This window comes from Aurantimonas sp. (genome assembly GCF_964217435.1).
GTDB classification, from domain to species: domain Bacteria; phylum Pseudomonadota; class Alphaproteobacteria; order Rhizobiales; family Rhizobiaceae; genus Aurantimonas; species Aurantimonas coralicida.
Map to the genome: position 1 here is coordinate 1 of NZ_CAXPJM010000011.1, position 22,931 is coordinate 22,931.

The following is a 22,931-nucleotide window of genomic DNA, read 5'->3' on the forward strand; positions in this document are numbered from 1 at the left end:
GACCAATTGAGCTACAGGCCCGCCGGGGATGGGCGTAGCGCAAAGGCTGGCGCCACTCAAGCGGGAGCGCGGCGCGCGGGCGGCGTCACGCAGGTTCTGCGGGCACCCGCGCATGATTTCGTGTTGACGCCGCAATGCGACCATAGAAGAGCGGTCCCTGTCACCTTCCATCAACGGAGAGTCAGCGTCCATGAACCGCCGCTTCAGTCCCCTGATCGCCACCCTGATTCTCGTCGCTTCGCCGACCGCCGCGCTGGCGCAGGCCGGCGCGCCGCAGCCCGCCGCCGAAGCGGCCGCGCGCACCCTCGTCGTGACCGGAACCGGCGAGGCCCGGGCGACGCCCGACGTTGCCATGACCAGCTTCACCGTGCTGCGCTCAGCCGAGACCGCACGCGAGGCCCTCGATGCGGCCAATGCCGCGATGCGTGAAGTCACGTCCGGCATGCGGGCGCTCGGCGTCGCGGACCGCGACCTGCAGACCTCCGGCTTCTCGATCAATCCGCAATATCGCTACGACAACCAGAATGACGGCACCCAAAAGCCGCCGGAGATCGTCGCCTACGAGGTGCGCAACAGCCTGACCGTTCGGGTGCGCGACATCGCGCAGCTCGGCGAGATCCTCGACCGGGCGGTCACACTCGGGGTCAATCAGGGCGGCGAAATCGGTTTCGATGTCGCCGAGCCGCAGGAGGCGCGCAATGCGGCGCGGCAGGAGGCGGTGAGCGACGCCATGGCCACGGCGAAGGTGCTCGCCGAGGCGGCGGGCGTGACGCTCGGCCCGGTGCGCGAGATCAGCGAAAGCGGCAGCCAGATGCCGCCGCAGCCCATGGGCCGGTCGATGAAGATGATGGCGGCGGAGGCGGCGCCCAGCGTTCCGGTCGAAACCGGCGAGAACAGCTTCAATGCCAGCGTGCGCATGGTGTTTTCCATCGCCGACTGACACGCCGCGGTCCGCGCGGCGGACAGGACAGCGGCCCCCGCCCCGGCATCTTCCGGGCGCGGGGGCCGAGAGGGTCAGCGACGGCGGAAGCTGATCACCGGGCAGCCCCGCTCGCGGGCAAAGCGGATCACGGCACGGTGGCCGCGCGAGTGGCCGGCGACGACGACGGCGCGACGGTTGGCCCGGCGGACATGGGCCCGGTGGACGCCCATGTTGCGTGCCTTGCGCACGGCGCGGCGCGGCGAACAGGCGACACGGGCGTGGTGGCCGCGGCGGACGTGGCGCACGGGCTGGGCTGCATGACCGGAGCCGATGGTGAGGCCGAAGCGCAGGCCATCGGCGGCGGCCGGGGCGGTGGCGGTCGCGACACCGCCGGTGGCGAGCGCGGCAACGACACAGATCGAGCGGGCGAAAGACTGGAACATCGGGGCGTCTCCTCTTTGGGGTCCGGCGGGCAGACACGCCGCCCGGACCGCATTGGCCGAAGTCCGATCGCAAGGCCGCCGGACAGGGTGCGGCGGAAGCAGCGATCGCCTCCCCGCCCGTTCGGCAAGGAGTGACCCGAGACTAGGAGAGCGGGACTGAACGCTGCCGGAACCGGCCGTTCATCGACGGTTCAGCCGGCATCCGCCGGGACGGCGCGCATCCAGAACTGCATGGTCTTGTCGCTCTCGGCCGTCTCGCCGAGATCGCGCCACGCCATGGTCGCGGTCAGTCCCGGCACTGGCCGGTAGCCGCGCTTGTGCCAGAAGCCGTCTAGGGGCCGGTAGTCCGCTGGCCGCGCCGGATGGTCGATGGGACGCTCGACGGCGCAGAAGGCGGTGACGGCAAAGCCCTGTTCGGCCGCGGCCGCCTCACGGCCGTCGAAGAAAAGGTGGCCGATGCCCCTACCCCGCCATTGCGGATCGAGGACCGATTCGCCGAGATAGAAGACGCCGGCCGGGTCGATGCCGTGGGCGGCGAAACTCGCGGCGAGCTGCGGCTGGTGATCGCCCAGCGGCGCCGCCGTCGCGGCACCGACGAGCCGGCCGTCCCCTGCCCGTGCGGCGACGATCACCGCCCCCGGCGAGGCGGCATAGGTGGCGAGGTAGCGCCGCTCGTAGTCGCGGTCGCCCTCATAGAGATAGGGAAAGGCGCTGAAGACGGAGATCCGCAGACCCGCCAGCTCGTCCAGCACGGCCTCGCCCTGCAGCGTTGCGACCGACAGGCCGCCGGTGTCGTCCCGTGTCATCGCGCCGAGACAGCCGCGATCCAGGCGTTGAGATTGTAGTAGGTGGTCACCCGCGTGATCTTGCCGTCGTCGATCTCGAAGAACTGGCCGGCGGGCACCGCATAGCGCTGGCCGTTCGCTTCGGGCAGGCCCGGGGCGGTCGCCAGATATTCACCATGGACAGTGTATTCGGCGGCCGCGCGGCCGGAGTTCGCGGCGGTCATGACGACGATGTCGCTCAGCGTCTCGCGGTAATGGCGGGCCATCATGGCAAGGAAGTCGCGGAAGGCGGCGTGGCCGATCTCGCGGCCGCCCTCGTTCAAATCATGGGCGACGTCCTCGTGCAGGCAGTCGAGCATGGCGCTCCAGTCGCTGGCATTGAAGGCCGCGAGATAACGCTCGATCAGCGCCGCATTGTCGTTCATCGGAAGGCTCCGTCGGTTGGGCGGGTGGGTTGCGGCCGGCTCGGTTCAACCGAGCAGGCGCTGCAGCTTGGTCGGCAGGGATTCGATCACCGCGTCGGGCACGAAGAAATCGGCGACCGGATCGCCGCCGCCCTCTGGTCCGTAGACCGAGAAATCGGTGACGCCCGTCTCGCGCAACAGCACCTCGTCGACGAAGAAATTGCCGGTGCATTCGCGCGATGGCCGGGTGAGGATCGCATGGGCGGCATCGGCGACGATCTGCGGCGAGCGGCTCATCCGCGCCATCTGGTCGCCGCCCAGAACGTTGCGGATCGCCGCGGTGTCGATGGCGGTCAGCGGCCAGAGCGAGTTCACCGCAATGCCGTCGCGGCGGAACTCCTCGGCCATGCCGAGGGTGCACATGGACATGCCGAACTTCGCCATGGTGTAGGCGACGTTGTTGCGGAACCATTTGGGGTCCATGTCGAGCGGCGGCGACAGGTTGAGGATATGCGGGTTCGCCGCCGTCTTCAGATGCGGGATGCAGGTCTTGGAGACGAGGAAGGTGCCCCGCGCATTGACGCCGTTCATCAGGTCGTAGCGCTTCATCGGCGTGTCGAGCGTGCCGGTGAGCTGGATCGCCGAGGCGTTGTTGATGCAGATGTCGATGCCGCCGAAGCGGGCGACCGCCTGGTCGACCGCGGCCTGCACCTGATCCTCGTCGCGGATGTCGCAGACGACGGCGAGGCCCTTGCCGCCGGCCGCCTCGATTTCCTCGACCGCCGTGTGGATGGTGCCCGGCAGCTTGGGATGCGGCGTGTCGGTCTTGGCCGCCACCACGACATTGGCGCCGTCCGCCGCCGCCTTCAGCGCGATCGCGAGGCCGAGGCCGCGCGAGCCGCCGGACATGAAGATGGTCTTGTTTCGAAGTGTCACGGTTGGCCTCCCCGTTCGCCTGACCGGCGGGACATCATCATACTCACCGGCACGTGTCGACCGCCGCTCCGAGGGCTGCCTCGGGCCGTGGCAGTCGGTCGCCGGCCGCGCCCGATCACCTGGCCTAGCCGGCATCAGCCGGCAAAGATCGCCTCGCCCTGTTCGTCGATCACCTGCCGGCCCTTCATCAGCGCGAAGCGGGCGGCTTCCTCCTCGCTCTGAAACAGGTCGGCGCGCACCAGCCGGTGCGTGCGGGTCTCGCCGTCGATGGTCCGGGTGATGGTGGCGCAGAGCCGGAACTGACCGCCCTCGGCGATCGGCGTCGCGGCAATGTGGAACCCGCCATAGGTCTCTTCGGCCGCAACCCGCGCCGGCTTCGGCGCGGATGGTGCGGAACCTCCGCCGAACAGCTTCTTGAGAAAGGACATGGCTCTCCTTCGCGCGCTGGTGGCACCGGGCGCATCTGCGCCGTGGACAGGAGGAGATAGCGGCCCTGCCGGTTCGGCAAGCCCGCATAGGCGTGGGCCGTGTCATGTGGAGATCGTGCCGGGCCGAAAGGGACCGTGCGGCGCCGGCCGGAGCGGGCGGAGGGCTGCCGAAAGGCAGCAGAGGCGGGCGTCAGCGCCGTCAATAAAAAACGGCGCGCCGGCCCGGATGTCCGGAACCGACGCGCCGCCGATGATCGATCAGCTGTCGAGGAAGGAGCGCAGCTTGCGCGAACGGCTCGGATGCTTGAGCTTGCGCAGCGCCTTGGCCTCGATCTGGCGAATACGCTCGCGGGTGACCGAGAACTGCTGGCCGACCTCTTCGAGCGTGTGATCGGTGTTCATGCCGATGCCGAAGCGCATGCGCAGCACCCGCTCCTCGCGCGGAGTGAGCGAGGCGAGGACGCGCGTGGTGGTCTCGCGCAGATTGCCCTGGATCGCCGCGTCGATCGGCAGGATGGCGTTCTTGTCCTCGATGAAGTCGCCGAGATGCGAATCCTCCTCGTCGCCGACCGGCGTTTCGAGCGAGATCGGCTCCTTGGCGATCTTCAGGACCTTGCGGACCTTCTCCAGCGGCATGGCCAGCTTCTCGGCCAGCTCTTCCGGGGTCGGCTCGCGGCCGATCTCGTGCAGCATCTGGCGCGAGGTGCGGACGATCTTGTTGATCGTCTCGATCATGTGCACCGGAATACGGATGGTGCGGGCCTGATCGGCGATCGAGCGGGTGATCGCCTGCCGGATCCACCAGGTGGCGTAGGTCGAGAACTTGTAGCCGCGGCGGTACTCGAACTTGTCCACCGCCTTCATCAGGCCGATGTTGCCTTCCTGGATCAGATCCAGGAACTGCAGGCCGCGATTGGTGTATTTCTTGGCGATCGAGATGACGAGCCGGAGATTGGCCTCGACCATCTCCTTCTTGGCCTGCCGGGCCTCGCGCTCGCCCTTCTGCACCATGTGGACGATGCGGCGGAACTCGGTGATCTCGAGACCGGTCTCGGTCGCCAGATTCTGGATCTCCTGGCGCAGCCGCTTGATCTGCTCCTTCTCGGCCTGGACAAACTTGAGCCAGCCCTTGCCGGACAGATTGGCGATGTGCCGCGTCCAGTTGGGATCGAGCTCGGTGCCCTGGTACTCGTTCAGGAACTCGTCGCGCTTGACGCCGTGGGATTCGGCCAGCCGCAGCAGACGGCCCTCATTGCCGACCAGCCGCTTGTTGATGTCGTAGAGCTGGGCGACCAGCGCATCGATGCGGTTCTGGTTCAGCGACAGGCTCTTGACCGCCGTGATCAGCTCTTCCTTGAGCTTCTTGTAGGACCGCTCCTGGCTCGGCGACAGGGTGCCCTGCGCGGCGAGACGGTTCTCGACCTGCTGGTCCTGCAGCTTGCGCAGCCGGCGATAGGCGTCGGCGATCTGGTCGAAGGTCTCCATGACCTGCGGCCGGATCTCGGCTTCCATGGCGGCCAGCGAGAGGTTGTTCTCGAGGTCGTCGTCCTCCTCGTCCTCCTCCTCGCCGGGCGCGCGGGCGCCGGTCGAATGGGGCGGGCCGTTGGGAACGCCGCTCACCGAGCCGTTGGAGCCCTCGACGGCAGGCGGCGTCGGGGTCTTGGCCTCGGGGCCGGCATAGGTCGCCTCGAGATCGACGATCTCGCGCAACATGATGTTGCCCTCGTTGAGCTCGTCGCGCCAGATGATGATGGCCTGGAAGGACAGCGGGCTCTCGCAGAGGCCCGCGATCATCGTCTCGCGGCCGGCCTCGATGCGCTTGGCGATGGCGATCTCGCCCTCGCGGGACAGAAGCTCGACCGAACCCATCTCGCGCAGATACATGCGCACGGGATCGTCCGTGCGGTCGCCGGCTTCCTTCTTGGTGGTGGTGGCGACCTGGGTGCGACCGGTCTCGGCGACCTCGGTCGATTCGGAGGACTCGGACTGTTCCTCGTTCTCGCCCTCTTCGTCGCTCTCCACGACATTGATGCCCATATCGTTGAGATTGGTCATCATGTCCTCGATCTGCTCGGAGGTGACATCCTCCGCCGACAGCATCGAGTTGAGCTTGTCCATGGTCACGAAGCCGCGCTTCTTGGCGGCCTTGATCATCTTCTTGACAGCGTCATCCGACAGGTCGAGCAAGGGTCCATCGGGAGCACCCTCGTTCCGCTCCTCGATCGGTGCCTCGCTTTCCTTGGCCTTGATCGCCATGCGTGTCATTCTCCAATTCGCGCGTACCGCGCTGTCCGCCGTCGCGGACCGCGGACGCTGCGGTCATCTCGCCCGCCACCATGCGGCACGAGCCGTAAACTTTCGCTTAACCATAAAGCGCCGTGCCACACGGCGCTGATCAAGCAGGACGACGCCCCCAAGAAGGGGCATGTAGCGGCAATTTCAAGCGCGGAGACCGGACGATTGCCCACGACCTCATCCATATGATGAGTCAAGTGCTTGAAAGCAATGGTCTACCTGCACGCAGCGGCAGTGCTCCAGGCTGCGGGCCGTCCGTCAGAATGGTTATATGGCCTTCGCAGGCCGCCCCGACAAGGTGCCGAAGCCCTCGATCAGGGCTTCCGTGCCGTCGACGCGCTCCAGTTCGCGCTTGACCTCCATCAGATGGGCAAAGGCCGCTTCGGTCGATTCGCGGCCGAGCGCTTCCTCGGCAAGTTTCAGCTCCGACGCCAGTGCCCGCGACCGGTGATGCAGGTGCAGCGCCTGGCGGACCGCCTCGCGCGCGTCCTCTGGCGCGGCGTCCGAGAGGAACGGCCAGAGCCGCACCATGCGGGCCTTGTTCTCGTAGCTCTCGAAGATGTCGCGGGCGCCGCGGGCCTGCAGCTCGGCCAGAAGCGCGTCGCGATCGGCGGGCGGGCTCTCGGCATAGGCGTCGAGGACGCAGGAGCGCAGCCGGTCGAGATCGCCCGTCGGCAGGTCGAGATCGGCGAAATAGTCGAACTCCTCGTGGATCAGCGCCGGATGATTGACGAAGCCGAGGACGATGGCGATCTCGCGCAGCGAGGGCTGCGGCCCCTGCTGCGGGCGCATCAGGCTGGAGCGCGCGAGGCGGTCCGAGATCGCCGAGCGCCGGCCGCCGGCCGCGCCGCCGCGGCGCTGCCCGCCGCCGCGATCGTCCCTGTCCCGGCCCCCGCCCCGGTTGTCGCGACCGTCGCGGCGATTGCCGTAGCCGGCCGTCTTGGCCGAACTGCCGAAGAAAGAGCGCAGCCGCTCCTCGACATCCTGCAGATAGTGCCGGCGCACGCTCTCGTCGCCGACCTGGCGCAGCAGCGCCTTGACCCGGTGTTCGAGGTCGGCGCGACGCTCCGGCGTGTCGAAATCGCCGCCGGCGGTCTCGCGCATCCACAGGAGATCGGCGAGCGGCCGGGCCGCGCCCTGGATCTCGCGGAACGCGTCCGGCCCGCCCTCGCGCACCAGATCGTCCGGGTCCGTGCCCGGCGGCATCAGGGCAAAGCGCAGCGACCGGCCGGGCTTCAGCGCCGGCAATGCCAGTTCGGCGGAGCGATGGGCGGCCTTCAGCCCCGCGGCGTCGCCGTCGAAACACAGGATCGGCTCGCCGGTGGAGCGCCACAGAAGGTCGAGCTGGCGCTCGGTCAGCGCCGTACCGAGGGGCGCCACGACGTTCTCGAAGCCGGCCTGCGCCAGGGCGATCACGTCCATGTAGCCCTCGACGACGACCAGCGTGCCGGCCGCCTTCGCCGCGCGCCGGGCCTGGCCGAGATTGTAGAGCACCTGCCCCTTGTGGAAGATCTCGGTCTCCGGCGAGTTCAGATATTTCGCCTGGGCCTCGGCCGACATGGCACGGCCGCCAAAAGCGATCGGCTTGTCGTGCAGGTCGACGATCGGGAACATGATGCGGTCGCGGAAGCGGTCGTAGGAGACGGCGATTCCCTCGCCGTGGACGACCAGCCCGGCCGCCTCGATCTCGCTGCGGCCAACGCCCTTGGACGCCAGATATTCCTTCAGCCGGTTGCGCGAATTGGGCGCATAGCCGAGGCCGAATTTCTTCTGGGTGTGCGGGGTCAGGCCGCGGTCGCGCAGATAGGCACGGGCCTTGGCGCCCTCGGGTTCCTGCAGCATGGCCTGGAAGAAGCTGCTGGCATGGCGCATGGCGTCGACGATGGTCGCCTTGGCCGCCTCGCGCTGCTCGGCCTGGGCGTCGCGCGCCGGCATCGGCACGCCGGCCTCGGCCGCCAGCCGCTCCACCGCTTCAGGGAAGGACAGGCCCTCCAGCTCGGTCAAGAAGCGGAAATGGTCGCCGGACACCCCGCAGCCGAAACAGTGATAGCGCCCCTTGGCATCCTCGCAGTGAAAGGACGGCGTCTTCTCGCCATGGAACGGGCAGCAGGCCCAGTGGTCGCCGCGACCCGGCTGCGACTTGCGCCGGTCCCAGGTCACGCGCCGGCCGATCACGTCCGAGATCGGGATCCGGTCGCGGATGTCGTCGAGAAAGGCGGGAGAGAAGCGCATGAGGTGCCTGATACAGCCTTTGACGACCGCTTGTCATCGACTCTCGACGCGGGGGGGGACGGATCGCCCCCGCCGGTCGTCGCGAAGGGGCGGCAAAGCCTTGCGAAGCGCGCCCGGGGCGATGATAGCTGATCGTTGTCGCGACGAAGAGGTGCCCCCTTGCTGCAAGCCCTGACCGCCATCTTCCTGTGCCAGCTCGCCGGCGAAGCGATCACGGTCGCCACCGGCCTGCCCCTGCCCGGCCCGGTCATCGGCATGGCGCTGCTGTTCGCCCTCCTTCTCATCAAGGGCAAGGTGCCGGACGATCTGGGCAAGGTCGGCGACGGCCTGCTGTCGCATCTGTCGCTGCTGTTCGTGCCGGCCGGCGCCGGGATCATGATGCATGTCGGGCGGCTGGAGGGGGAGATCCTGTCGGTCGGGGTGACGCTCGTCGTCTCGACTCTGGCGACCATCGCCGTCACCGCCTTCCTGATGAACCGGTTCGGCCCCGGCCGGAAGGCGGCGCGCCGTGGGTGAGACACTCGTCGACGTCTGGGTCTATCTGGCCGCCAGCCCGCTCCTGTTCCTGACCATGACGCTGGTCGCCTATCAGGCCGCTATCGGGCTCTACCGCAAGGCCGGCTCGACCGCGCTGCTCAACCCGGTGTTCCTGACCGTGGCGGCCATCGTCGCGGTGCTGACGCTCACCGGCACCAGCTACCCCACCTATTTCGAGGGGGCGCAGTTCATCCATTTCCTGCTGGGGCCGGCCACCGTGTCGCTGGCGATTCCGCTGTATCGCCAATTCGACCGGGTGCGGGAAAGCGCGCTGGCGGTGGCGGCGAGCCTGTTTGCCGGGTCGCTGACGGCGCTCGCCTCGGCGATCGGGCTCGGCTTCCTCCTGCGGGCGGATGCGGTGAGTCTGGTCTCGATGGCGCCGAAATCGGTCACCGCGCCGGTCGCCATGGGCATCGCCGAGAAGCTCGGCGGCCTGCCCTCACTGACCGCGGTCTTCGTCATCGCAACGGGGATTCTCGGCGCCTCGCTGGGACCGGTACTGCTGGATCTCATGGGGATTCGCGATCCGGCGGCGCGAGGCTTTGCCATGGGCACGGCCTCGCACGGCATCGGCACGGCCCGGGCCCTGCAGGAGAGCGAGATCGCCGGGGCCTTCTCGGGCCTCGCCATGGGCCTCAACGCCCTGGCGACGGCAATCATCCTGCCGCTGCTCTGGACGTTTCTGTTCTAGCTTGGGGAAATTATCGCTCGGTCGCCGCGCCTAGCGCAGCAGGCCCTTCACCACGGTGGAGGCCTTGCCCATGTCCATCTTGCCCGGATAGCGCTCCTTGAGCGCGTTCATGCAGCGCCCGACGTCGCGCAATCCGCGCGACTCGGTGTCTTCCACCACTTCGCGGCAGGCCTGTTCCATCTCGCCGGAATCGAGCTGCGGCGGCAGCAATTCGCGAATCACCGCGATTTCGCGCCGCTCCTGGTCGGCCAGCGCCGGCTGGCCGGTCTCGTCGAAGCCCTTGGCCGATTCGATCCGCTGCTTGATCATCTTCGACAGGATCTGCAGCACCTCTTCGTCGCTGACCGGATCACGCCCGGCCGTGCGATTGGCGACGTCGCGATCCTTGATGGCGGCGTGGATCAGCCGCAGCGTGGAGCAGCGGGTCTTGTCCTGGCCATTGGTCGCGGATTTGAGGGCGTCCGCAAGATGCTCGCGCATGGGATCTTTGTCTTTCAGGTTTCGTGAACAGTCTGCATGACCGACGAATGCCACCAGTCCGATACTAATCCATACCTAACGGATGAAAAGGTAAAGCCGGGTCCGGGCGGCGATTCCAGCCTCGGCACAGGAGAGTGCCGCTGGTCCATGTCTGATCGGGCCGTCAAGGCCGCCGTTTTGCAATCCTGTCATCGTGACGATCTGCGCGAATGCCGGTAGGCACCCGCCGGCTTCCTGCCGTGCAGCGTGGCGCGCATGTAGAAAATCGCGGAAGACTCCGCAAGGTCCCTTGCAACGACCGCCGTCTCGGCAGATATCGCGGGGACATGCCGGCGCCGATTGAAGGCCTGCCGATGCGACGCTGCGGCCGCGATGGCTGGCCCGGCACGGACCCACAGACGAAAGAGGCGCCCCATGACCGAAGGCTGGACAATCCGCAAGCCGACCGCAGTTCTGGTGCTGGCAGACGGGACGGTCATCGACGGTTTCGGTCTCGGCGCCACCGGCGCGATCGAAGGCGAGGTGTGCTTCAACACCGCCCTGACCGGCTATCAGGAGATCCTCACCGATCCCTCCTATGCGCGGCAGATCGTTACCTTCACGTTCCCGCATATCGGCAATGTCGGCGCCAATGACGAGGACCAGGAAGACCTGGTCCCGGCCAATGCGACCGGCGCGGTCGGCGCGATCTTCCGGGCCGATGTGTCCGAGCCGTCGAACTATCGCTCCTCCGGCCACCTCAATGCCTGGCTCAAGGACCGCGGCGTCATCGCCCTGTCCGGCGTCGACACCCGCGCCCTCACCGCGCTGATTCGCGAAAAGGGCGCCGTGAACGCCGTGATCGCGCACGAGCCGGACGGCCAGTTCGACATCGACGCCCTGAAGGCGCGCGCCGCCGCCTGGAGCGGCCTTGTCGGTCTCGATCTCGCCAAGGAAGCAGCCGGCTCCGAAGCGGTGATCTGGGACGAGAAGCCCTGGGTCTGGAATGCCGGCTACGCCTCCGAGGCCGAGCCGCGCTACACCATCGTCGCCATCGACTACGGCACCAAGCGCAACATCCTGCGGCGGATGGCCGGCGAAGGCGCACGGGTGATCCTGGTACCACCGACGACCAGCGCCGAGGACATTCTCGCCCACAATCCCGATGGCGTGTTCCTGTCGAACGGCCCCGGCGATCCGGCGGCGACCGGCGACTACGCCGTGCCGACCATCAAGACGCTGATCGAGAAGGACGTGCCGGTCTTCGGCATCTGCCTCGGCCACCAGATGCTGGCGCTGGCACTCGGCGCCCAGACCGAGAAGATGCATCAGGGTCACCACGGCGCCAACCATCCGGTGAAGGACTTCACCACCGGCAAGGTCGAGATCGTGTCGATGAACCACGGTTTCGCCGTGGCGGCCGATTCGCTGCCCGAGGGTGTCGAGGAGACCCATCGCTCGCTGTTCGACGGCTCCAATTGCGGCCTGCGCCTCACCGGCAAGCCGGTGTTCTCGGTCCAGCATCATCCCGAGGCTTCGCCCGGCCCGCAGGACTCGCATTATCTCTTCGACCGGTTCTTCCGGATGATCGACGAGCACAAGGGCCGCAAGGCCGCCGCCTGAGCGGCGACGGGCGATGGCGACGAATACCGGCACGCGGCTGACCGGCCACCGTCCCGGTCCGCGGACGGGACGGCTGGCCAGGCGGACGGCCGCACCGGCGGCCACGCCCCTCGGTTTTCTCGCCCCGGCCGACGCGATAGCATGGGCCCGGACCCCGATCTGCGGGTCGACCGGCAGCGGCCGGCCGCAGACGCGCCGGTCCGGTCACGGGAGGCCCCATGAACCCTGATGACTTCAGGGCCTGGCGCAAGGCGCTCGGCCTGAAACAGAAAGACGCGGCCGAGAAGCTCGGCCTGAAGAAGCGGGTCATCCAGTATTACGAAAAGGGCGCCCGCGACGGAAAGAGCGTCGAGATCCCGAAGACCGTGGAGCTGTCGTGCCTGGCGCTGTCGCTCGGCATCGAGACCTATGACGGCCGCGGCCTGCCACGCAGTGCCTCCGAACTGATCTCGGCCAAACCGCCCCGCCCGGACGTGTGAGCGTCGTGCCGGCCAGACAGGCTCGGGACGCCGTCTTCCCGCGCCTGCCGACCGGCCGATCGCGTCGCGCACAAGATTCCGGACGATCCACCCTTTCGCCATCCGCGCCGGTTGCCTATAAGCCGGCCTCAGCCTCGACAGAACCTGAAGCGACCGGCCGTCACATCGTGCAGCCGGGCTTTTGGCGCGCAACATAACCGGACGAAGCCTCGCCATGCCAAAGCGTACCGATATCAAGTCCATTCTCATCATCGGCGCCGGCCCGATCATCATCGGGCAGGCCTGCGAGTTCGACTATTCCGGCACGCAGGCCTGCAAGGCGCTGAAGGCGGAGGGCTACCGGATCATCCTGGTCAACTCCAATCCGGCGACGATCATGACCGACCCGGATCTGGCCCACGCGACCTATATCGAGCCGATCACCCCGGAAGTGGTCGCCAAGATCATCGCCAAGGAGAGGCCGGACGCGCTGCTGCCCACGATGGGCGGCCAGACCGCGCTCAACACGGCCCTGTCGCTGCGCCGCATGGGCGTCCTGGAGAAATACGGGGTCGAGATGATCGGCGCCGATGCCGACGCCATCGACAAGGCCGAGGACCGCGCCCTGTTCCGCGAGGCCATGGCCAAGATCGGCCTGGAGACCCCGCGCTCGCTGCTGGCCAATGCCACCGACGCCAAGTCGGCCGACCGCAAGGTCCACGACACCCGCCGCGCCGAGATCATCGCGACCATCACCGACGAGGCCGAGCAGGACGCCGCGCTCGCCACGCTGGAGCACGAGTGGCTGATCGGCGAGCCCGACCGCAAGCAGCGCTACATGACGCGGGCGCTGGCCGCGGCGGCCGAGGCGCTCGAGGAAGTCGGCCTGCCGGCGATCATCCGGCCGTCCTTCACCCTCGGCGGTACCGGTGGCGGCATCGCCTACAACCGTTCGGAATTCTTCGAGATCGTCGAGGGCGGCCTCGACGCCTCCCCGACGACCGAGGTGCTGATCGAGGAAAGCGTCCTCGGCTGGAAGGAGTACGAGATGGAGGTCGTCCGCGACAAGGCGGACAACTGCATCATCGTCTGCTCCATCGAGAACATCGACCCGATGGGCGTCCATACGGGCGATTCGATCACCGTCGCGCCGGCGCTGACGCTGACCGACAAGGAATACCAGATCATGCGCAATGCCTCGATCGCGGTGCTGCGCGAGATCGGGGTCGAGACCGGCGGCTCGAACGTGCAGTTCGCCGTCGATCCGCAGACCGGCCGCCTTGTCGTCATCGAGATGAACCCGCGCGTGTCGCGCTCCTCTGCCCTCGCCTCCAAGGCGACCGGCTTTCCGATCGCCAAGGTCGCGGCCAAGCTCGCCGTCGGCTACACGCTCGACGAACTGGAGAACGACATCACCGACGGCGCGACGCCGGCCTCCTTCGAGCCGTCGATCGACTATGTCGTCACCAAGATCCCGCGCTTCGCCTTCGAGAAGTTCCCGGGCTCGGAGCCGATCCTGACCACGGCGATGAAGTCCGTCGGCGAGGTCATGGCGATCGGCCGGACCTTCGAGGAATCGCTTCAGAAGGCGCTGCGCGGCCTCGAGACGGGGTTGGACGGCCTCGACGAGATCGAGATTCCGGGCATCGGCGAAGGCGACGACAAGAACGCCATCCGCGCCGCGCTCGGCACGCCGACGCCGGACCGGCTGCTGATGGTCGCCCAGGCGCTGCGCATGGGCACCTCGCCGGAGCAGGTTCACCAGTCCTGTAAGATCGACCCCTGGTTCATTGCCCGCATCAAGGCGATCATCGACCTGGAAGAGAAGATCCGCACCCACGGCCTGCCGGACGACGCCGACAATCTGCGCTTCCTGAAGTCGGTCGGCTTCTCCGACGCGCGGCTGGCCAAGCTGATCGGCGGCGAGACGGCCGATGTCTCGGCCCTGCGCGACAGGCTCGACGTGCACCCGGTCTACAAGCGGATCGACACCTGCGCGGCCGAGTTCGCCTCGCCGACGCCCTACATGTACTCGACCTATGAGCGGGCCTTTGCCGGTGAGATGCGCTCGGAGGCCGCGGTCACCGACGCCAAGAAGGTCGTCATCCTCGGCGGTGGTCCGAACCGGATCGGCCAGGGCATCGAGTTCGACTATTGCTGCTGCCACGCGGCCTTCGCGCTGCAGGACGCCGGCTACGAAGCCATCATGATCAACTGCAACCCGGAGACCGTGTCGACCGACTACGACACGTCGGACCGGCTGTATTTCGAGCCGCTGACCGCCGAGGACGTGCTCGAGGTCCTCAAGGCCGAGCAGACCGCCGGCACGCTGCATGGCGTGATCGTGCAGTTCGGCGGCCAGACCCCGCTGAAGCTCGCCGAAGCGTTGGAGAAGGCCGGGATCCCGATCCTCGGCACCTCGCCCGACGCCATCGATCTCGCCGAGGACCGCGACCGCTTTCAGCGGCTCCTGAACGAGCTCGGCCTGCGCCAGCCGCGCAACGGCATCGCGCGCTCGGTGGACGAGGCCCGCGAGATCGTCGCCCGTATCGGCTATCCGGTCGTGGTGCGTCCGTCCTACGTGCTGGGTGGCCGGGCCATGGAGATCGTGCGCAACGAGGCGCAGTTCGAGCGCTACATGCACACGGCCGTGGTCGTGTCCGGCAAGTCGCCGGTGCTGATCGACTCCTATCTGTCGGACGCCATCGAAGTGGATGTCGACTGCCTCAGCGACGGCACCTCGACCTATGTCGCCGGCATCATGGAGCATATCGAGGAGGCCGGCATCCATTCGGGCGACTCGGCCTGTTCGCTGCCGGTCCATTCGCTGTCGACGGCGATGACCGACGAACTGGTCCGTCAGACCCGCGAAATGGCCCTGGCGCTCAAGGTCGGCGGCCTGATGAACGTTCAGTTCGCCATCAAGGACGACGTGGTCTACGTCCTCGAAGTGAACCCGCGCGCCTCGCGCACGGTGCCCTTCGTCGCCAAGACCATCGGCGCGCCGATCGCCAAGGTCGCCGCCCGGATCATGGCCGGCGAGACCCTGGACGCGGCCTTTGCGGCCTATGGCGGCGCACCGGACCCGCGCGCCTTGAAGCACATCGCGGTCAAGGAAGCGGTCTTCCCCTTCGCGCGCTTCCCGGGCGTCGACACGCTGCTCGGGCCCGAGATGCGGTCGACCGGCGAGGTCATGGGTCTCGACTACGATTACGCCGTGGCCTTCGCCAAGTCGCAGCTCGGCGCCGGCGTCGACCTGCCCCAGGAGGGCACGGTGTTCATCTCGGTGAAGGAAGCCGACAAGGAGCGCAGCCTCGCGCCGGTCCGCCGACTCTACGAGATGGGCTTCAAGATCATCGCGACCGGCGGCACCCATCGTTTCCTCGCCGATCGCGGCATCGCGGCCGAGAAGATCAACAAGGTGCTGGAAGGCCGTCCGCATATCGAGGACGCCATCCGCAACCGGCAGGTGCAGCTCGTCCTCAACACGACGGAGGGCGCCAAGGCGCTGTCGGATTCGCGCTCGCTGCGCCGCGCCGCGCTGATCCACAAGGTGCCCTACTACACCACGCTCGCCGGCATGGTGGCGGCCGCGGAGGCCATCGCGGCCCTGCGGAAGGGCAATCTTGAAGTTCGGCCGTTGCAATCGTACTTTAATGCTGCCTGATTGAAACGGCGCCCGACGCCCTGGCGCCCGGGCGTACTTCAATCCGGATAACCAAGCTGGTTCCAGCGACCCCGGTCGTATGGGACCGGTTTGTTATTGTGCTCCGGCCTGGCGCGTTCGCCGTCCGGCAATCAAAGAATAATGCAGATGCCGCGGCAGGGCCGCGCATCGGAAAGGTGGAGGCCATGGAAAAGGTCCCGATGACGAACCACGGTTACGACGCTCTGCGCGAGGAGCTCCGTCGTCGCCAGCAGGAGGAGCGTCCGCGGATCATCGCGGCGATTTCCGAGGCGCGCGCCCATGGCGACCTGTCGGAGAACGCCGAGTACCATGCCGCCAAGGAATCCCAGAGCCTGAACGAGGGCCGGATCTCCGAACTGGAAGACCTGACGGCCCGCGCCGAGGTCATCGACGTGACCAAGATGTCCGGCGCGACGATCAAGTTCGGCGCCACGGTGAAGCTGATCGACGAGGACACCGAGGAAGAGAAGACCTACCAGATCGTTGGCGATCAGGAAGCCGACGTGAAGAAGGGCCGCATCTCGATCTCCTCGCCCATCGCCCGTGCGCTGATCGGCAAGACCGACGGCGATACGATCGAGGTGGCCGCCCCCGGCGGTGCCCGCTCCTACGAGATCATCGAGGTCCGCTGGGCCTGATCGCTTCTGTCTCCGCCCGCCTGTCGGCGCCGCGCCCCGGCGCAGGCTGACACGGACGGGCCCTTCCAAGACCGGCAGGCGGACGCGTTGCGCGCCCGCCGCCCCTGCCCGGCAATCGCAGAAGAATGGCCGCCATGGACATCCGGGACGTCGAGGTCATCGCCCCGAACTTCAAGCGCCGGCTGTCGGGCGTCACCTCCACCATCGTCCAGCTCCTGCCGCTGCAGGCCCGCACCCTCGGCATCGCCACCATGGGTCCGGACGTCCTGCCTGACGGCGTTCCCCGCCTGCCCTGGTCGGCGCTACCGAAGCTCTGGACCCGGCCGCGCCATCGCCGCCGCCGCATCTGGCATGCCCGCCGCAATATCGAGATGATCGCCGGCATCGTCCTGCGCGACATTCTCCGCATGCCGCTGAAGCTCGTCTTCACCTCGGCCGCCCAGCGCCATCACAAGGGCCTGACCCGCTTCCTCATCCGCCGGATGGACGCGGTGATCGCCACCAGCGCCCGCAGCGCCGCCTTCCTGCAGGTGCCGTCGCGAATCGTCATGCACGGCATCGATCTCGACCGATTCACCCCGCACGGTCCGCTCCCCGAGGGCCCGCAGGGGCAGGTGCTCGAAGGCCGCGGGATCGTCGGATGCTCCGGCCGCATCCGGCACCAGAAGGGCACCGATCTCTTCGTCGAGGCGATGATCGCGCTCTTGCCCGCGCGGCCGGACTGGACAGCCGTCATCACCGGTCGCACGACCGCCGAACACGCCGCCTACGAAGCGAGCCTCCGCCAGCGCATCGCCGATGCCGGGCTTGCCGACCGCATCCTCCTTCTCGGGGAAGTTGCGGACGTCACCGCGTGGTTCCGGCGGTTCGACCTCTATGTGGCGCCGCCGCGCAACGAGGGGTTCGGCCTGACGCCGCTGGAAGCGATGGCGAGCGGCACGCCGGTGGTCGCCAGCGATGCCGGCGCCTTTGCCGAGCAGATCGTGGAGGGCGTGACCGGCCGCGTGGTGCCGGTGGACGACGCCGGCGCACTGGCGGATGCCATCGCCCCCTATCTGGACGACGAAGCGCTTCGCCAAAGCGCGGCGGAGGCGGGTCTTCTGCGGGCCAGGGAAGCGTTTCCACTGGCGCGGGAAGCGGCGGAAATCCGCAAGGTCTACGAGACGCTCTGGTCGTCGTAGCGGCGCAATCGCGCGGCCATTGCGTCGCGCGATACCGGCAGGACGGCCGTGAACGCCGCCGCGTCGAAACCTGCCGGGCGAAACTCGACATCGGCGAGACGGCGCGCCTGCACCAGCGCCAGCCGCAGCTGCGTGCCGATCCGCCGGCCGGTATAGGGCAGATTGGCCCAGCTCAGCGGCAGGCGCTGGCGGGGCTGATGGATCGACGTCTGGGTCGACAGGCCGACATCGAAGCCGCGCTCTTCCAGGAGATGAACCTGCATGGTCGCCGCCGGCTCGACCTGCGCCGTCCGCAGACGGCACACGCCGAACATGAAGGCGTCCACCGGGGCGGCCTGTGTCTCGGCCTTCGCCAGCAGCGCGCGGGCGCCGTTCTGCGAGACGAAATAGGCGCCTGCACCCGATTTCTCGCGCACCAGTTCGGTGAAACGGACCCCGCCGACGGACGTGCCGCCGCCCTTGCGAAAGAACTTGCGGCGACCGACCGTCTCGAAATTGACGAGGTCGAAACCGCTGGCTGCAGCGTTTGCGGCGGCCTGCGGAAAATGCGTGCCGAAGACCGTGTCGTCCTCCAGGACGATCAGGCCGTCCTCGCTGTCAGCGGCCCGCTCCCACAGGCTGCGATGCGACAGGAAGGCCGCCAGTTCCGGCCGGGTCATCGGCCGCTCCCAGCTTGTGGAGAGACGCCGATGGGTGGCGTCGTCGATATCGGCGACCGTGCAGGCCTCCTGGCGATGCACGTCCAGCCCGATCGCTTCGGCCTGCACCTCGATGAGCGCCCGGCGTTCGCGGGCGTCGGCGAGATTGATGAACCAGATGTCGGCCATGGCGCGCACCGTAATTGTCTCAGTCCGTCCAGACCGACGGGAAGAGCAGGATCAGCACCGTTACCAGTTCGAGGCGGCCGAGCAGCATCACGACCGACAGGGTCCACAAAGCCGGGTCCGGCAAGGTAGCGAAATTGCCGGCCGGGCCGATGATCTGGCCGAAGCCCGGACCGACATTGGCGATGGCCGTCAGCGTACCGGAAAAGGCGGTGATCAGGTCGAGCCCGAACATGGTCAAAAGGACGGTGCCCAGCAGCAGCGTTCCGAAGAACAGGAAGAAGAAGATCGTCACCGTCTGGATCGTCTCGGACGAGATGTCGTCATTGCCGTATTTCAGCCGGATGATGGCGTGTGGGCGCACCAGCCGGCGGAAGCTGGAGCGCACGAGGCGATAGAGGATGACGAGGCGGTTGGCCTTGATGCCGCCCGAGGTCGAGCCGGCGCAGCCGCCGAGGAAGGTGGCGAGGAAGAACAGGCCGATCGCGGCGTTCGACCAGAGTGTATAATCCTCCGAGGCAAAGCCCGTGGTGGTGATTACCGAGACGAGGTTGAAGGCCGACGAGATCAGCGCCTCGCCGAAGGGCGTGTCGTTGACCACCCGCCGGGTCACCGCGATGGCGAAGCTCAGGACGAGACAGATCATCAGGAAGACGGCGATCTGCGGGTCGCGCCAGAGCTGGAAGCGCCGCGGTAGGAAGGCGCGGATGTAGATGACGAAGGGCAGCGCGGCGAGGATCATGAAGAGCGTCGCGGCGACGAGGATGCTGTTGCTCTCGAAATAGCCCATCGACGCGTCGTGGGTGGAATAGCCGCCCGTCGCCATGGTGGTCATGGCGTGGTTGACCGCATCGAAGAAGCTCATGCCGAGCGAGGTATAGGCGGCGGTGCACAGGATGGTCAGCACCGTATAGGCCGCGATCAGGCCGCCGGTCAGCTGGTTCACCCGCGGCAGCACCTTGTCCGACTTGTCGGAGCTTTCCATGTGGAACAGCGCCAGGCCGCCGGCCCGCAGCGACGGCAGGACCAGGAGCACCATGCCGATGATGCCGATGCCGCCCAGCCATTGCAGCAGCGAGCGCCACAACAGGAGGCCACGCGGCAGGGCGTCGAGGCCGGAGATCACCGTCGAGCCGGTCGTCGTCAGCCCGGACATGGATTCGAAGATCGCCCCGGCGAAAGTCACGTTGACGGAGGCGATGTAGATCGGCAGCGCGCCGATCAGCGTGGCGAAGAGCCAGACGCTGGTGACGAGCTGGAAGCCCAGCCGCTGGGTGAATTTCGGCCGATCGCCGCGGGTGGCCGTGGCCAGGAGGATGCAGATCATCCCGACCAGCAGGCTGCAGCCGACGAAGACGCGCCAGTCCTCGTTCTCGTCGGCCAGGTCGACAAGCGCGGGAATGAGCATCGCGGCCGCGAGTCCCAGCCCGAAATTCGAGGTGACGTACGCGATGGTCCTGAAAATGGAAGGGCTCCGGGACGTGGCATCTTCGGGAGGCGAAGGCCTCGCGTAAAGCGGTCTCTTACCCCCTCGGCGCGCGCTCGGCAATCGAGCGGGGGATGACCGACGCTACGGCAGGCGATCATGTTGCAGCCCCGCATCCCCTCGTCTATTGAACGGGCGGGCGGCCGTCGCCATCTGCCGGACGCCAATCCAGCGAGGCCCATATGACCGAACGCCATGCGGAAATCCTGATCGTCGGCTCCGGCCCGGCAGGCTACACCGCCGCCATCTACGCTGCGCGCGCGATGATGAAACCGCTGCTCGTCGCCGGCCTCCAGGAAGGCGGCCAGCTGACGATCACGACGGATGTCGAGAACTATCCGGGCTATGCCGATCCCGTCCAGGGCCCCTGGATGATGGAGCAGATGAAGGCGCAGGCGCTCAATGTCGGTGCCGAGATGGCCAGCGACCTGATCGTGTCGGCCGATCTCGACCAGCGGCCGTTCCGCCTGACCGGCGATTCCGGCACCGTCTACACCTGCGACGCGCTGATCATCGCGACGGGCGCCCAGGCCAAATGGCTCGGCCTGCCCAGCGAGGACCTGTTCCAGGGCTTCGGCGTCTCGGCCTGCGCCACCTGCGACGGCTTCTTCTATCGCGGCAAGGACGTGGTCGTGGTCGGCGGCGGCAACACCGCCATCGAGGAAGCGCTGTATCTGTCGCACATCGCCAAGTCGGTGACGCTGGTGCATCGCCGCGACGAGTTCCGCGCCGAGCGGATCCTGCAGGAGCGCGTCTTCAAGGCCGACAACATCGAAATCGTCTGGAACAGCGAGATCGACGAGATCCTTGGCGAGACCAAGCCGATGAAGTCGGTCACCGGCGTGCGGCTGCGCGATCGCGTCACCGGCGAGACCAGCGAGCGGGCGACCCATGGCGTCTTCGTCGCCATCGGCCACGCGCCGGCGGTCGAACTGTTCACCGGCAAGCTCAAGCAGAAGCCGTCCGGCTATCTGTGGGTCGAGCCGGGCACGACGCAGACCTCGGTTCCGGGCGTCTTTGCGGCGGGCGACGTCGCCGACGACGTGTACCGTCAGGCGGTGACGGCTGCGGGCATGGGCTGCATGGCGGCGCTCGAAGCAGAGAAATGGCTGGCCGTTCAGGCCGTGGAAGACAAGCGGCAGGCTGCCGAGTAGCTGATGCGGGCAGGCATCGTGCCTGCCGGGCCTCAGGCCGTCCGGGGATAACGACCTATGGCTCTCGACTGGGATAAACTGCGGATCTTTCACGCCGCCGCCGAAGCGGGATCGTTCACCCATGCGGCGGACGTCCTGAATCTCAGCCAGTCGGCGATCAGCCGGCAGGTCGCGGCGCTGGAGCAGGAAGTCGGGACGCCCCTCTTCCACCGCCATGCCCGCGGCCTGGTCCTGTCGGAACAGGGCGAACTGCTGTTCCACACCGCCAGCGACGTCCTGAAGCGGCTCGAGCAGGTGCGCATGCAGCTCACCGAGACGCGCGAGAAGCCGACCGGCAAGCTGCGGGTGACGACCACGGTGGGTCTCGGCTCCGGCTGGCTCACCGAGCGCGCCAAGGAGTTTCTCGAGCTCTATCCCGATCTCGAGCTGCAGCTGGTCTTCGACAACGAGGAAATCGACCTCACCATGCGCAAGGCCGACGCGGCGATCCGCCTGCGCCAGCCGCAGCAGCCGGACCTGATCCAGCGCCGCCTCTTCACGGTGCATCTCCATGTCTATGCGTCGCCGGCCTATCTGAACCGCTTCGGCACGCCCGAGACGGTCGAGGATCTCGACAACCACCGGATCATCACCTTCGGCGAACCGGCTCCGAACTATCTGCGCAACCTGAACACGCTGGAGACGGTGGGCCTGCCCGACGGCAAGAGCCGCAGCCCAATCCTGCAAATCAACAATCTGATGGCGATCCGCTCGGCGATCGAAAGCGGCATCGGCCTGGCGCTTCTGCCCGACTACATGATCGACAAGCGGGTGAAGCTGGTACAGGTGCTGCCGGAGATGGAGATGCCGACCTTCGACACCTATCTCTGCTATCCCGAGCAGATGCGGAACGCCGCCAAGCTCAAGGTGTTTCGCGACTTCCTGATCTCAAAGGCGCGTACCTGGGCCTTCTGAGGGACGGGCCGCGGTGCCTTCTCCCCTGGTAGAGAGGCGCGTCGTCCGTTGCCTGATATCGGAAGTCGGCACGGTGCGAGCGAACGCCCCGTGCCGCACGGCGATCACCGCCGCGAAGGGAACCGACCGGGGCGATCCCCGCCAGTCGTTACATTCCTGCCTTTTCGGTGATGCCCTTCAGCCCGGCGTCGTAGATGCCGAGCATGACCTCTTCGGCCTCGGCATCGGTCGCGCCCTTGGCATCGAAGCTGCCGGTCCAGCTGATCTGCGAGCCCTCGCCCGCTTCCGTCACCGTGATGGTCGATTCGTAATTGTCGACCGGCAGCGGTCCCTCCACGGCGGTGTAGGTGTAGCTCATGGCATCGTCGTCCCAGGCCACGAGTTCCTCGACGATCATGGCGCCGTCGCCGAGCGTCAGCGTGCGGCGGGTCTTGCCGTCGGCCTCTGCCTCCTCGCATTTGGCCACCGCCGGATGCCACGCACCGATCCCGCAGAAATCACCGATCGCAGCCCAGACCGCGGCCGGCTTGGCATCGACCTCGACCGTCCGGCCGATATCGAGCGCGTAGGCCGGCGCCGCCAGCATCATCGTCGCCGCGGCCACTCCCAAGGTCAGTTTGCGCATATGTCGTCTCCTCCGCACGCACGGCACGGCCGCGCGTCATTGCAGTGCCCGTGATCCAAGCTAGTTCGAACCACCGGAACTGGAAGGGCGCGACAGGTGATCGCCGCGGCGGATGAGGTGCAGGCCGCCCCTCGCCGGCACGATCCGGCGAGCAGGCAAAAAAATGGG

21 protein-coding genes are annotated in these 22,931 nt (G+C 67.5%); 10 read left to right on the forward strand and 11 right to left on the reverse strand.

The window, feature by feature from the left end; translation table 11 throughout:
- The first annotated feature begins 190 nt into the window (after positions 1 to 190).
- On the forward strand, positions 191 to 940 hold the full coding sequence (locus tag ACEQX1_RS05725) for an SIMPL domain-containing protein (protein ID WP_370193995.1): 750 nt from the start codon (positions 191 to 193) through the stop codon (positions 938 to 940).
- Between the two features lie 74 nt (positions 941 to 1,014).
- Here the strand turns inward: ACEQX1_RS05725 and ACEQX1_RS05730 are convergent, their stop codons facing one another.
- The 7 genes from ACEQX1_RS05730 to dnaG form a co-directional block, all read right to left on the reverse strand.
- On the reverse strand, positions 1,015 to 1,365 hold the full coding sequence (locus ACEQX1_RS05730) for a hypothetical protein (protein ID WP_370194505.1): 351 nt from the start codon (positions 1,363 to 1,365) through the stop codon (positions 1,015 to 1,017).
- A 191-nt stretch (positions 1,366 to 1,556) separates the two neighbouring features.
- Positions 1,557 to 2,171, reverse strand: a complete 615-nt coding sequence (locus ACEQX1_RS05735; protein WP_370194504.1) for a GNAT family N-acetyltransferase — start codon at positions 2,169 to 2,171, stop codon at positions 1,557 to 1,559.
- Entirely contained in the window at positions 2,168 to 2,575 is a 408-nt protein-coding gene (locus ACEQX1_RS05740) for a ketosteroid isomerase-related protein (protein ID WP_370194503.1), read from the reverse strand. Before ACEQX1_RS05740 ends, ACEQX1_RS05735 begins: the two co-directional genes overlap by 4 nt.
- Before the next feature lie 45 nt (positions 2,576 to 2,620).
- A complete protein-coding gene (locus ACEQX1_RS05745) occupies positions 2,621 to 3,490 on the reverse strand; it encodes an SDR family oxidoreductase (protein ID WP_370196599.1) in 870 nt (289 codons plus the stop codon).
- A 134-nt stretch (positions 3,491 to 3,624) separates the two neighbouring features.
- Entirely contained in the window at positions 3,625 to 3,918 is a 294-nt protein-coding gene (locus ACEQX1_RS05750; RefSeq protein WP_370194502.1) for an HlyU family transcriptional regulator, read from the reverse strand.
- 258 nt (positions 3,919 to 4,176) lie between these two features.
- Positions 4,177 to 6,174: an RNA polymerase sigma factor RpoD gene (rpoD, locus tag ACEQX1_RS05755; RefSeq protein ID WP_024351281.1), complete on the reverse strand. Its 1,998-nt coding sequence runs from the start codon at positions 6,172 to 6,174 to the stop codon at positions 4,177 to 4,179.
- 306 nt (positions 6,175 to 6,480) lie between these two features.
- Positions 6,481 to 8,445, reverse strand: a complete 1,965-nt coding sequence (gene dnaG / locus ACEQX1_RS05760; protein WP_370196600.1) for a DNA primase — start codon at positions 8,443 to 8,445, stop codon at positions 6,481 to 6,483.
- Positions 8,446 to 8,604: 159 nt separating this feature from the next.
- On the opposite strand from dnaG, the gene ACEQX1_RS05765 reads away from it, so the two are divergent.
- Positions 8,605 to 8,961: a CidA/LrgA family protein gene (locus ACEQX1_RS05765; protein WP_370193681.1), complete on the forward strand. Its 357-nt coding sequence runs from the start codon at positions 8,605 to 8,607 to the stop codon at positions 8,959 to 8,961.
- Positions 8,954 to 9,673, forward strand: a complete 720-nt coding sequence (locus ACEQX1_RS05770) for an LrgB family protein (RefSeq protein WP_370196601.1) — start codon at positions 8,954 to 8,956, stop codon at positions 9,671 to 9,673. The genes ACEQX1_RS05765 and ACEQX1_RS05770 overlap by 8 nt, the downstream gene beginning before the upstream one ends.
- Before the next feature lie 30 nt (positions 9,674 to 9,703).
- Here the strand turns inward: ACEQX1_RS05770 and ACEQX1_RS05775 are convergent, their stop codons facing one another.
- On the reverse strand, positions 9,704 to 10,153 hold the full coding sequence (locus ACEQX1_RS05775; RefSeq protein ID WP_024351285.1) for a GatB/YqeY domain-containing protein: 450 nt from the start codon (positions 10,151 to 10,153) through the stop codon (positions 9,704 to 9,706).
- A 414-nt stretch (positions 10,154 to 10,567) separates the two neighbouring features.
- Between ACEQX1_RS05775 and carA the strand changes: the two genes are divergently transcribed.
- The 5 genes from carA (at position 10,568) to ACEQX1_RS05800 (ending at position 17,720) form a co-directional block, all read left to right on the forward strand.
- Positions 10,568 to 11,755 carry a glutamine-hydrolyzing carbamoyl-phosphate synthase small subunit gene (gene carA, locus ACEQX1_RS05780; protein WP_188076177.1) on the forward strand — a complete coding sequence of 396 codons (1,188 nt, stop codon included), beginning with the start codon at positions 10,568 to 10,570 and terminating at the stop codon, positions 11,753 to 11,755.
- Between the two features lie 218 nt (positions 11,756 to 11,973).
- On the forward strand, positions 11,974 to 12,234 hold the full coding sequence (locus tag ACEQX1_RS05785; protein ID WP_370193684.1) for a helix-turn-helix domain-containing protein: 261 nt from the start codon (positions 11,974 to 11,976) through the stop codon (positions 12,232 to 12,234).
- 214 nt (positions 12,235 to 12,448) lie between these two features.
- A complete protein-coding gene (carB, locus tag ACEQX1_RS05790; protein ID WP_370196602.1) occupies positions 12,449 to 15,880 on the forward strand; it encodes a carbamoyl-phosphate synthase large subunit in 3,432 nt (1,143 codons plus the stop codon).
- 185 nt (positions 15,881 to 16,065) lie between these two features.
- The gene (gene greA, locus ACEQX1_RS05795) at positions 16,066 to 16,539 is read left to right on the forward strand and encodes a transcription elongation factor GreA (RefSeq protein ID WP_024351290.1); all 474 of its coding nucleotides are present in this window, start codon (positions 16,066 to 16,068) and stop codon (positions 16,537 to 16,539) included.
- A 134-nt stretch (positions 16,540 to 16,673) separates the two neighbouring features.
- The gene (locus ACEQX1_RS05800; protein ID WP_370193367.1) at positions 16,674 to 17,720 is read left to right on the forward strand and encodes a glycosyltransferase family 4 protein; all 1,047 of its coding nucleotides are present in this window, start codon (positions 16,674 to 16,676) and stop codon (positions 17,718 to 17,720) included.
- Here the strand turns inward: ACEQX1_RS05800 and ACEQX1_RS05805 are convergent.
- Together ACEQX1_RS05805 and ACEQX1_RS05810 are read right to left on the reverse strand one after the other, a co-directional pair.
- A complete protein-coding gene (locus ACEQX1_RS05805) occupies positions 17,696 to 18,547 on the reverse strand; it encodes a glycosyltransferase family 25 protein (RefSeq protein WP_370193368.1) in 852 nt (283 codons plus the stop codon). The two genes, ACEQX1_RS05800 and ACEQX1_RS05805, sit on opposite strands and share 25 nt — an antisense overlap.
- A gap of 19 nt (positions 18,548 to 18,566) precedes the next feature.
- Positions 18,567 to 19,952 carry a TrkH family potassium uptake protein gene (locus tag ACEQX1_RS05810; RefSeq protein WP_230785040.1) on the reverse strand — a complete coding sequence of 462 codons (1,386 nt, stop codon included), beginning with the start codon at positions 19,950 to 19,952 and terminating at the stop codon, positions 18,567 to 18,569.
- A gap of 260 nt (positions 19,953 to 20,212) precedes the next feature.
- Between ACEQX1_RS05810 and trxB the strand changes: the two genes are divergently transcribed.
- On the forward strand, positions 20,213 to 21,184 hold the full coding sequence (gene trxB / locus ACEQX1_RS05815; protein WP_370193369.1) for a thioredoxin-disulfide reductase: 972 nt from the start codon (positions 20,213 to 20,215) through the stop codon (positions 21,182 to 21,184).
- A gap of 57 nt (positions 21,185 to 21,241) precedes the next feature.
- On the forward strand, positions 21,242 to 22,138 hold the full coding sequence (locus tag ACEQX1_RS05820; protein WP_024351295.1) for a LysR family transcriptional regulator: 897 nt from the start codon (positions 21,242 to 21,244) through the stop codon (positions 22,136 to 22,138).
- Positions 22,139 to 22,286: 148 nt separating this feature from the next.
- On the opposite strand, the gene ACEQX1_RS05825 is transcribed toward ACEQX1_RS05820, so the two are convergent.
- On the reverse strand, positions 22,287 to 22,763 hold the full coding sequence (locus tag ACEQX1_RS05825) for an SRPBCC family protein (protein WP_370193370.1): 477 nt from the start codon (positions 22,761 to 22,763) through the stop codon (positions 22,287 to 22,289).
- Positions 22,764 to 22,931: the final 168 nt, after the last annotated feature.

Bases quoted from the DNA above. Each gene is read 5' to 3' on its own strand.
- ACEQX1_RS05725 (WP_370193995.1), top strand. From the start codon at position 191: ATGAACCGCCGCTTCAGTCCCCTGATCGCCACCCTGATTCTCGTCGCT.
- ACEQX1_RS05730 (WP_370194505.1), bottom strand. From the start codon at position 1,365: ATGTTCCAGTCTTTCGCCCGCTCGATCTGTGTCGTTGCCGCGCTCGCC.
- ACEQX1_RS05735 (WP_370194504.1), bottom strand. From the start codon at position 2,171: ATGACACGGGACGACACCGGCGGCCTGTCGGTCGCAACGCTGCAGGGC.
- ACEQX1_RS05740 (WP_370194503.1), bottom strand. From the start codon at position 2,575: ATGAACGACAATGCGGCGCTGATCGAGCGTTATCTCGCGGCCTTCAAT.
- ACEQX1_RS05750 (WP_370194502.1), bottom strand. From the start codon at position 3,918: ATGTCCTTTCTCAAGAAGCTGTTCGGCGGAGGTTCCGCACCATCCGCG.
- rpoD (WP_024351281.1), bottom strand. From the start codon at position 6,174: ATGGCGATCAAGGCCAAGGAAAGCGAGGCACCGATCGAGGAGCGGAAC.
- dnaG (WP_370196600.1), bottom strand. From the start codon at position 8,445: ATGCGCTTCTCTCCCGCCTTTCTCGACGACATCCGCGACCGGATCCCG.
- ACEQX1_RS05775 (WP_024351285.1), bottom strand. From the start codon at position 10,153: ATGCGCGAGCATCTTGCGGACGCCCTCAAATCCGCGACCAATGGCCAG.
- carA (WP_188076177.1), top strand. From the start codon at position 10,568: ATGACCGAAGGCTGGACAATCCGCAAGCCGACCGCAGTTCTGGTGCTG.
- ACEQX1_RS05785 (WP_370193684.1), top strand. From the start codon at position 11,974: ATGAACCCTGATGACTTCAGGGCCTGGCGCAAGGCGCTCGGCCTGAAA.
- carB (WP_370196602.1), top strand. From the start codon at position 12,449: ATGCCAAAGCGTACCGATATCAAGTCCATTCTCATCATCGGCGCCGGC.
- greA (WP_024351290.1), top strand. From the start codon at position 16,066: ATGGAAAAGGTCCCGATGACGAACCACGGTTACGACGCTCTGCGCGAG.
- ACEQX1_RS05800 (WP_370193367.1), top strand. From the start codon at position 16,674: ATGGACATCCGGGACGTCGAGGTCATCGCCCCGAACTTCAAGCGCCGG.
- ACEQX1_RS05805 (WP_370193368.1), bottom strand. From the start codon at position 18,547: ATGGCCGACATCTGGTTCATCAATCTCGCCGACGCCCGCGAACGCCGG.
- ACEQX1_RS05810 (WP_230785040.1), bottom strand. From the start codon at position 19,952: ATGCTCATTCCCGCGCTTGTCGACCTGGCCGACGAGAACGAGGACTGG.
- trxB (WP_370193369.1), top strand. From the start codon at position 20,213: ATGACCGAACGCCATGCGGAAATCCTGATCGTCGGCTCCGGCCCGGCA.
- ACEQX1_RS05820 (WP_024351295.1), top strand. From the start codon at position 21,242: ATGGCTCTCGACTGGGATAAACTGCGGATCTTTCACGCCGCCGCCGAA.
- ACEQX1_RS05825 (WP_370193370.1), bottom strand. From the start codon at position 22,763: ATGCGCAAACTGACCTTGGGAGTGGCCGCGGCGACGATGATGCTGGCG.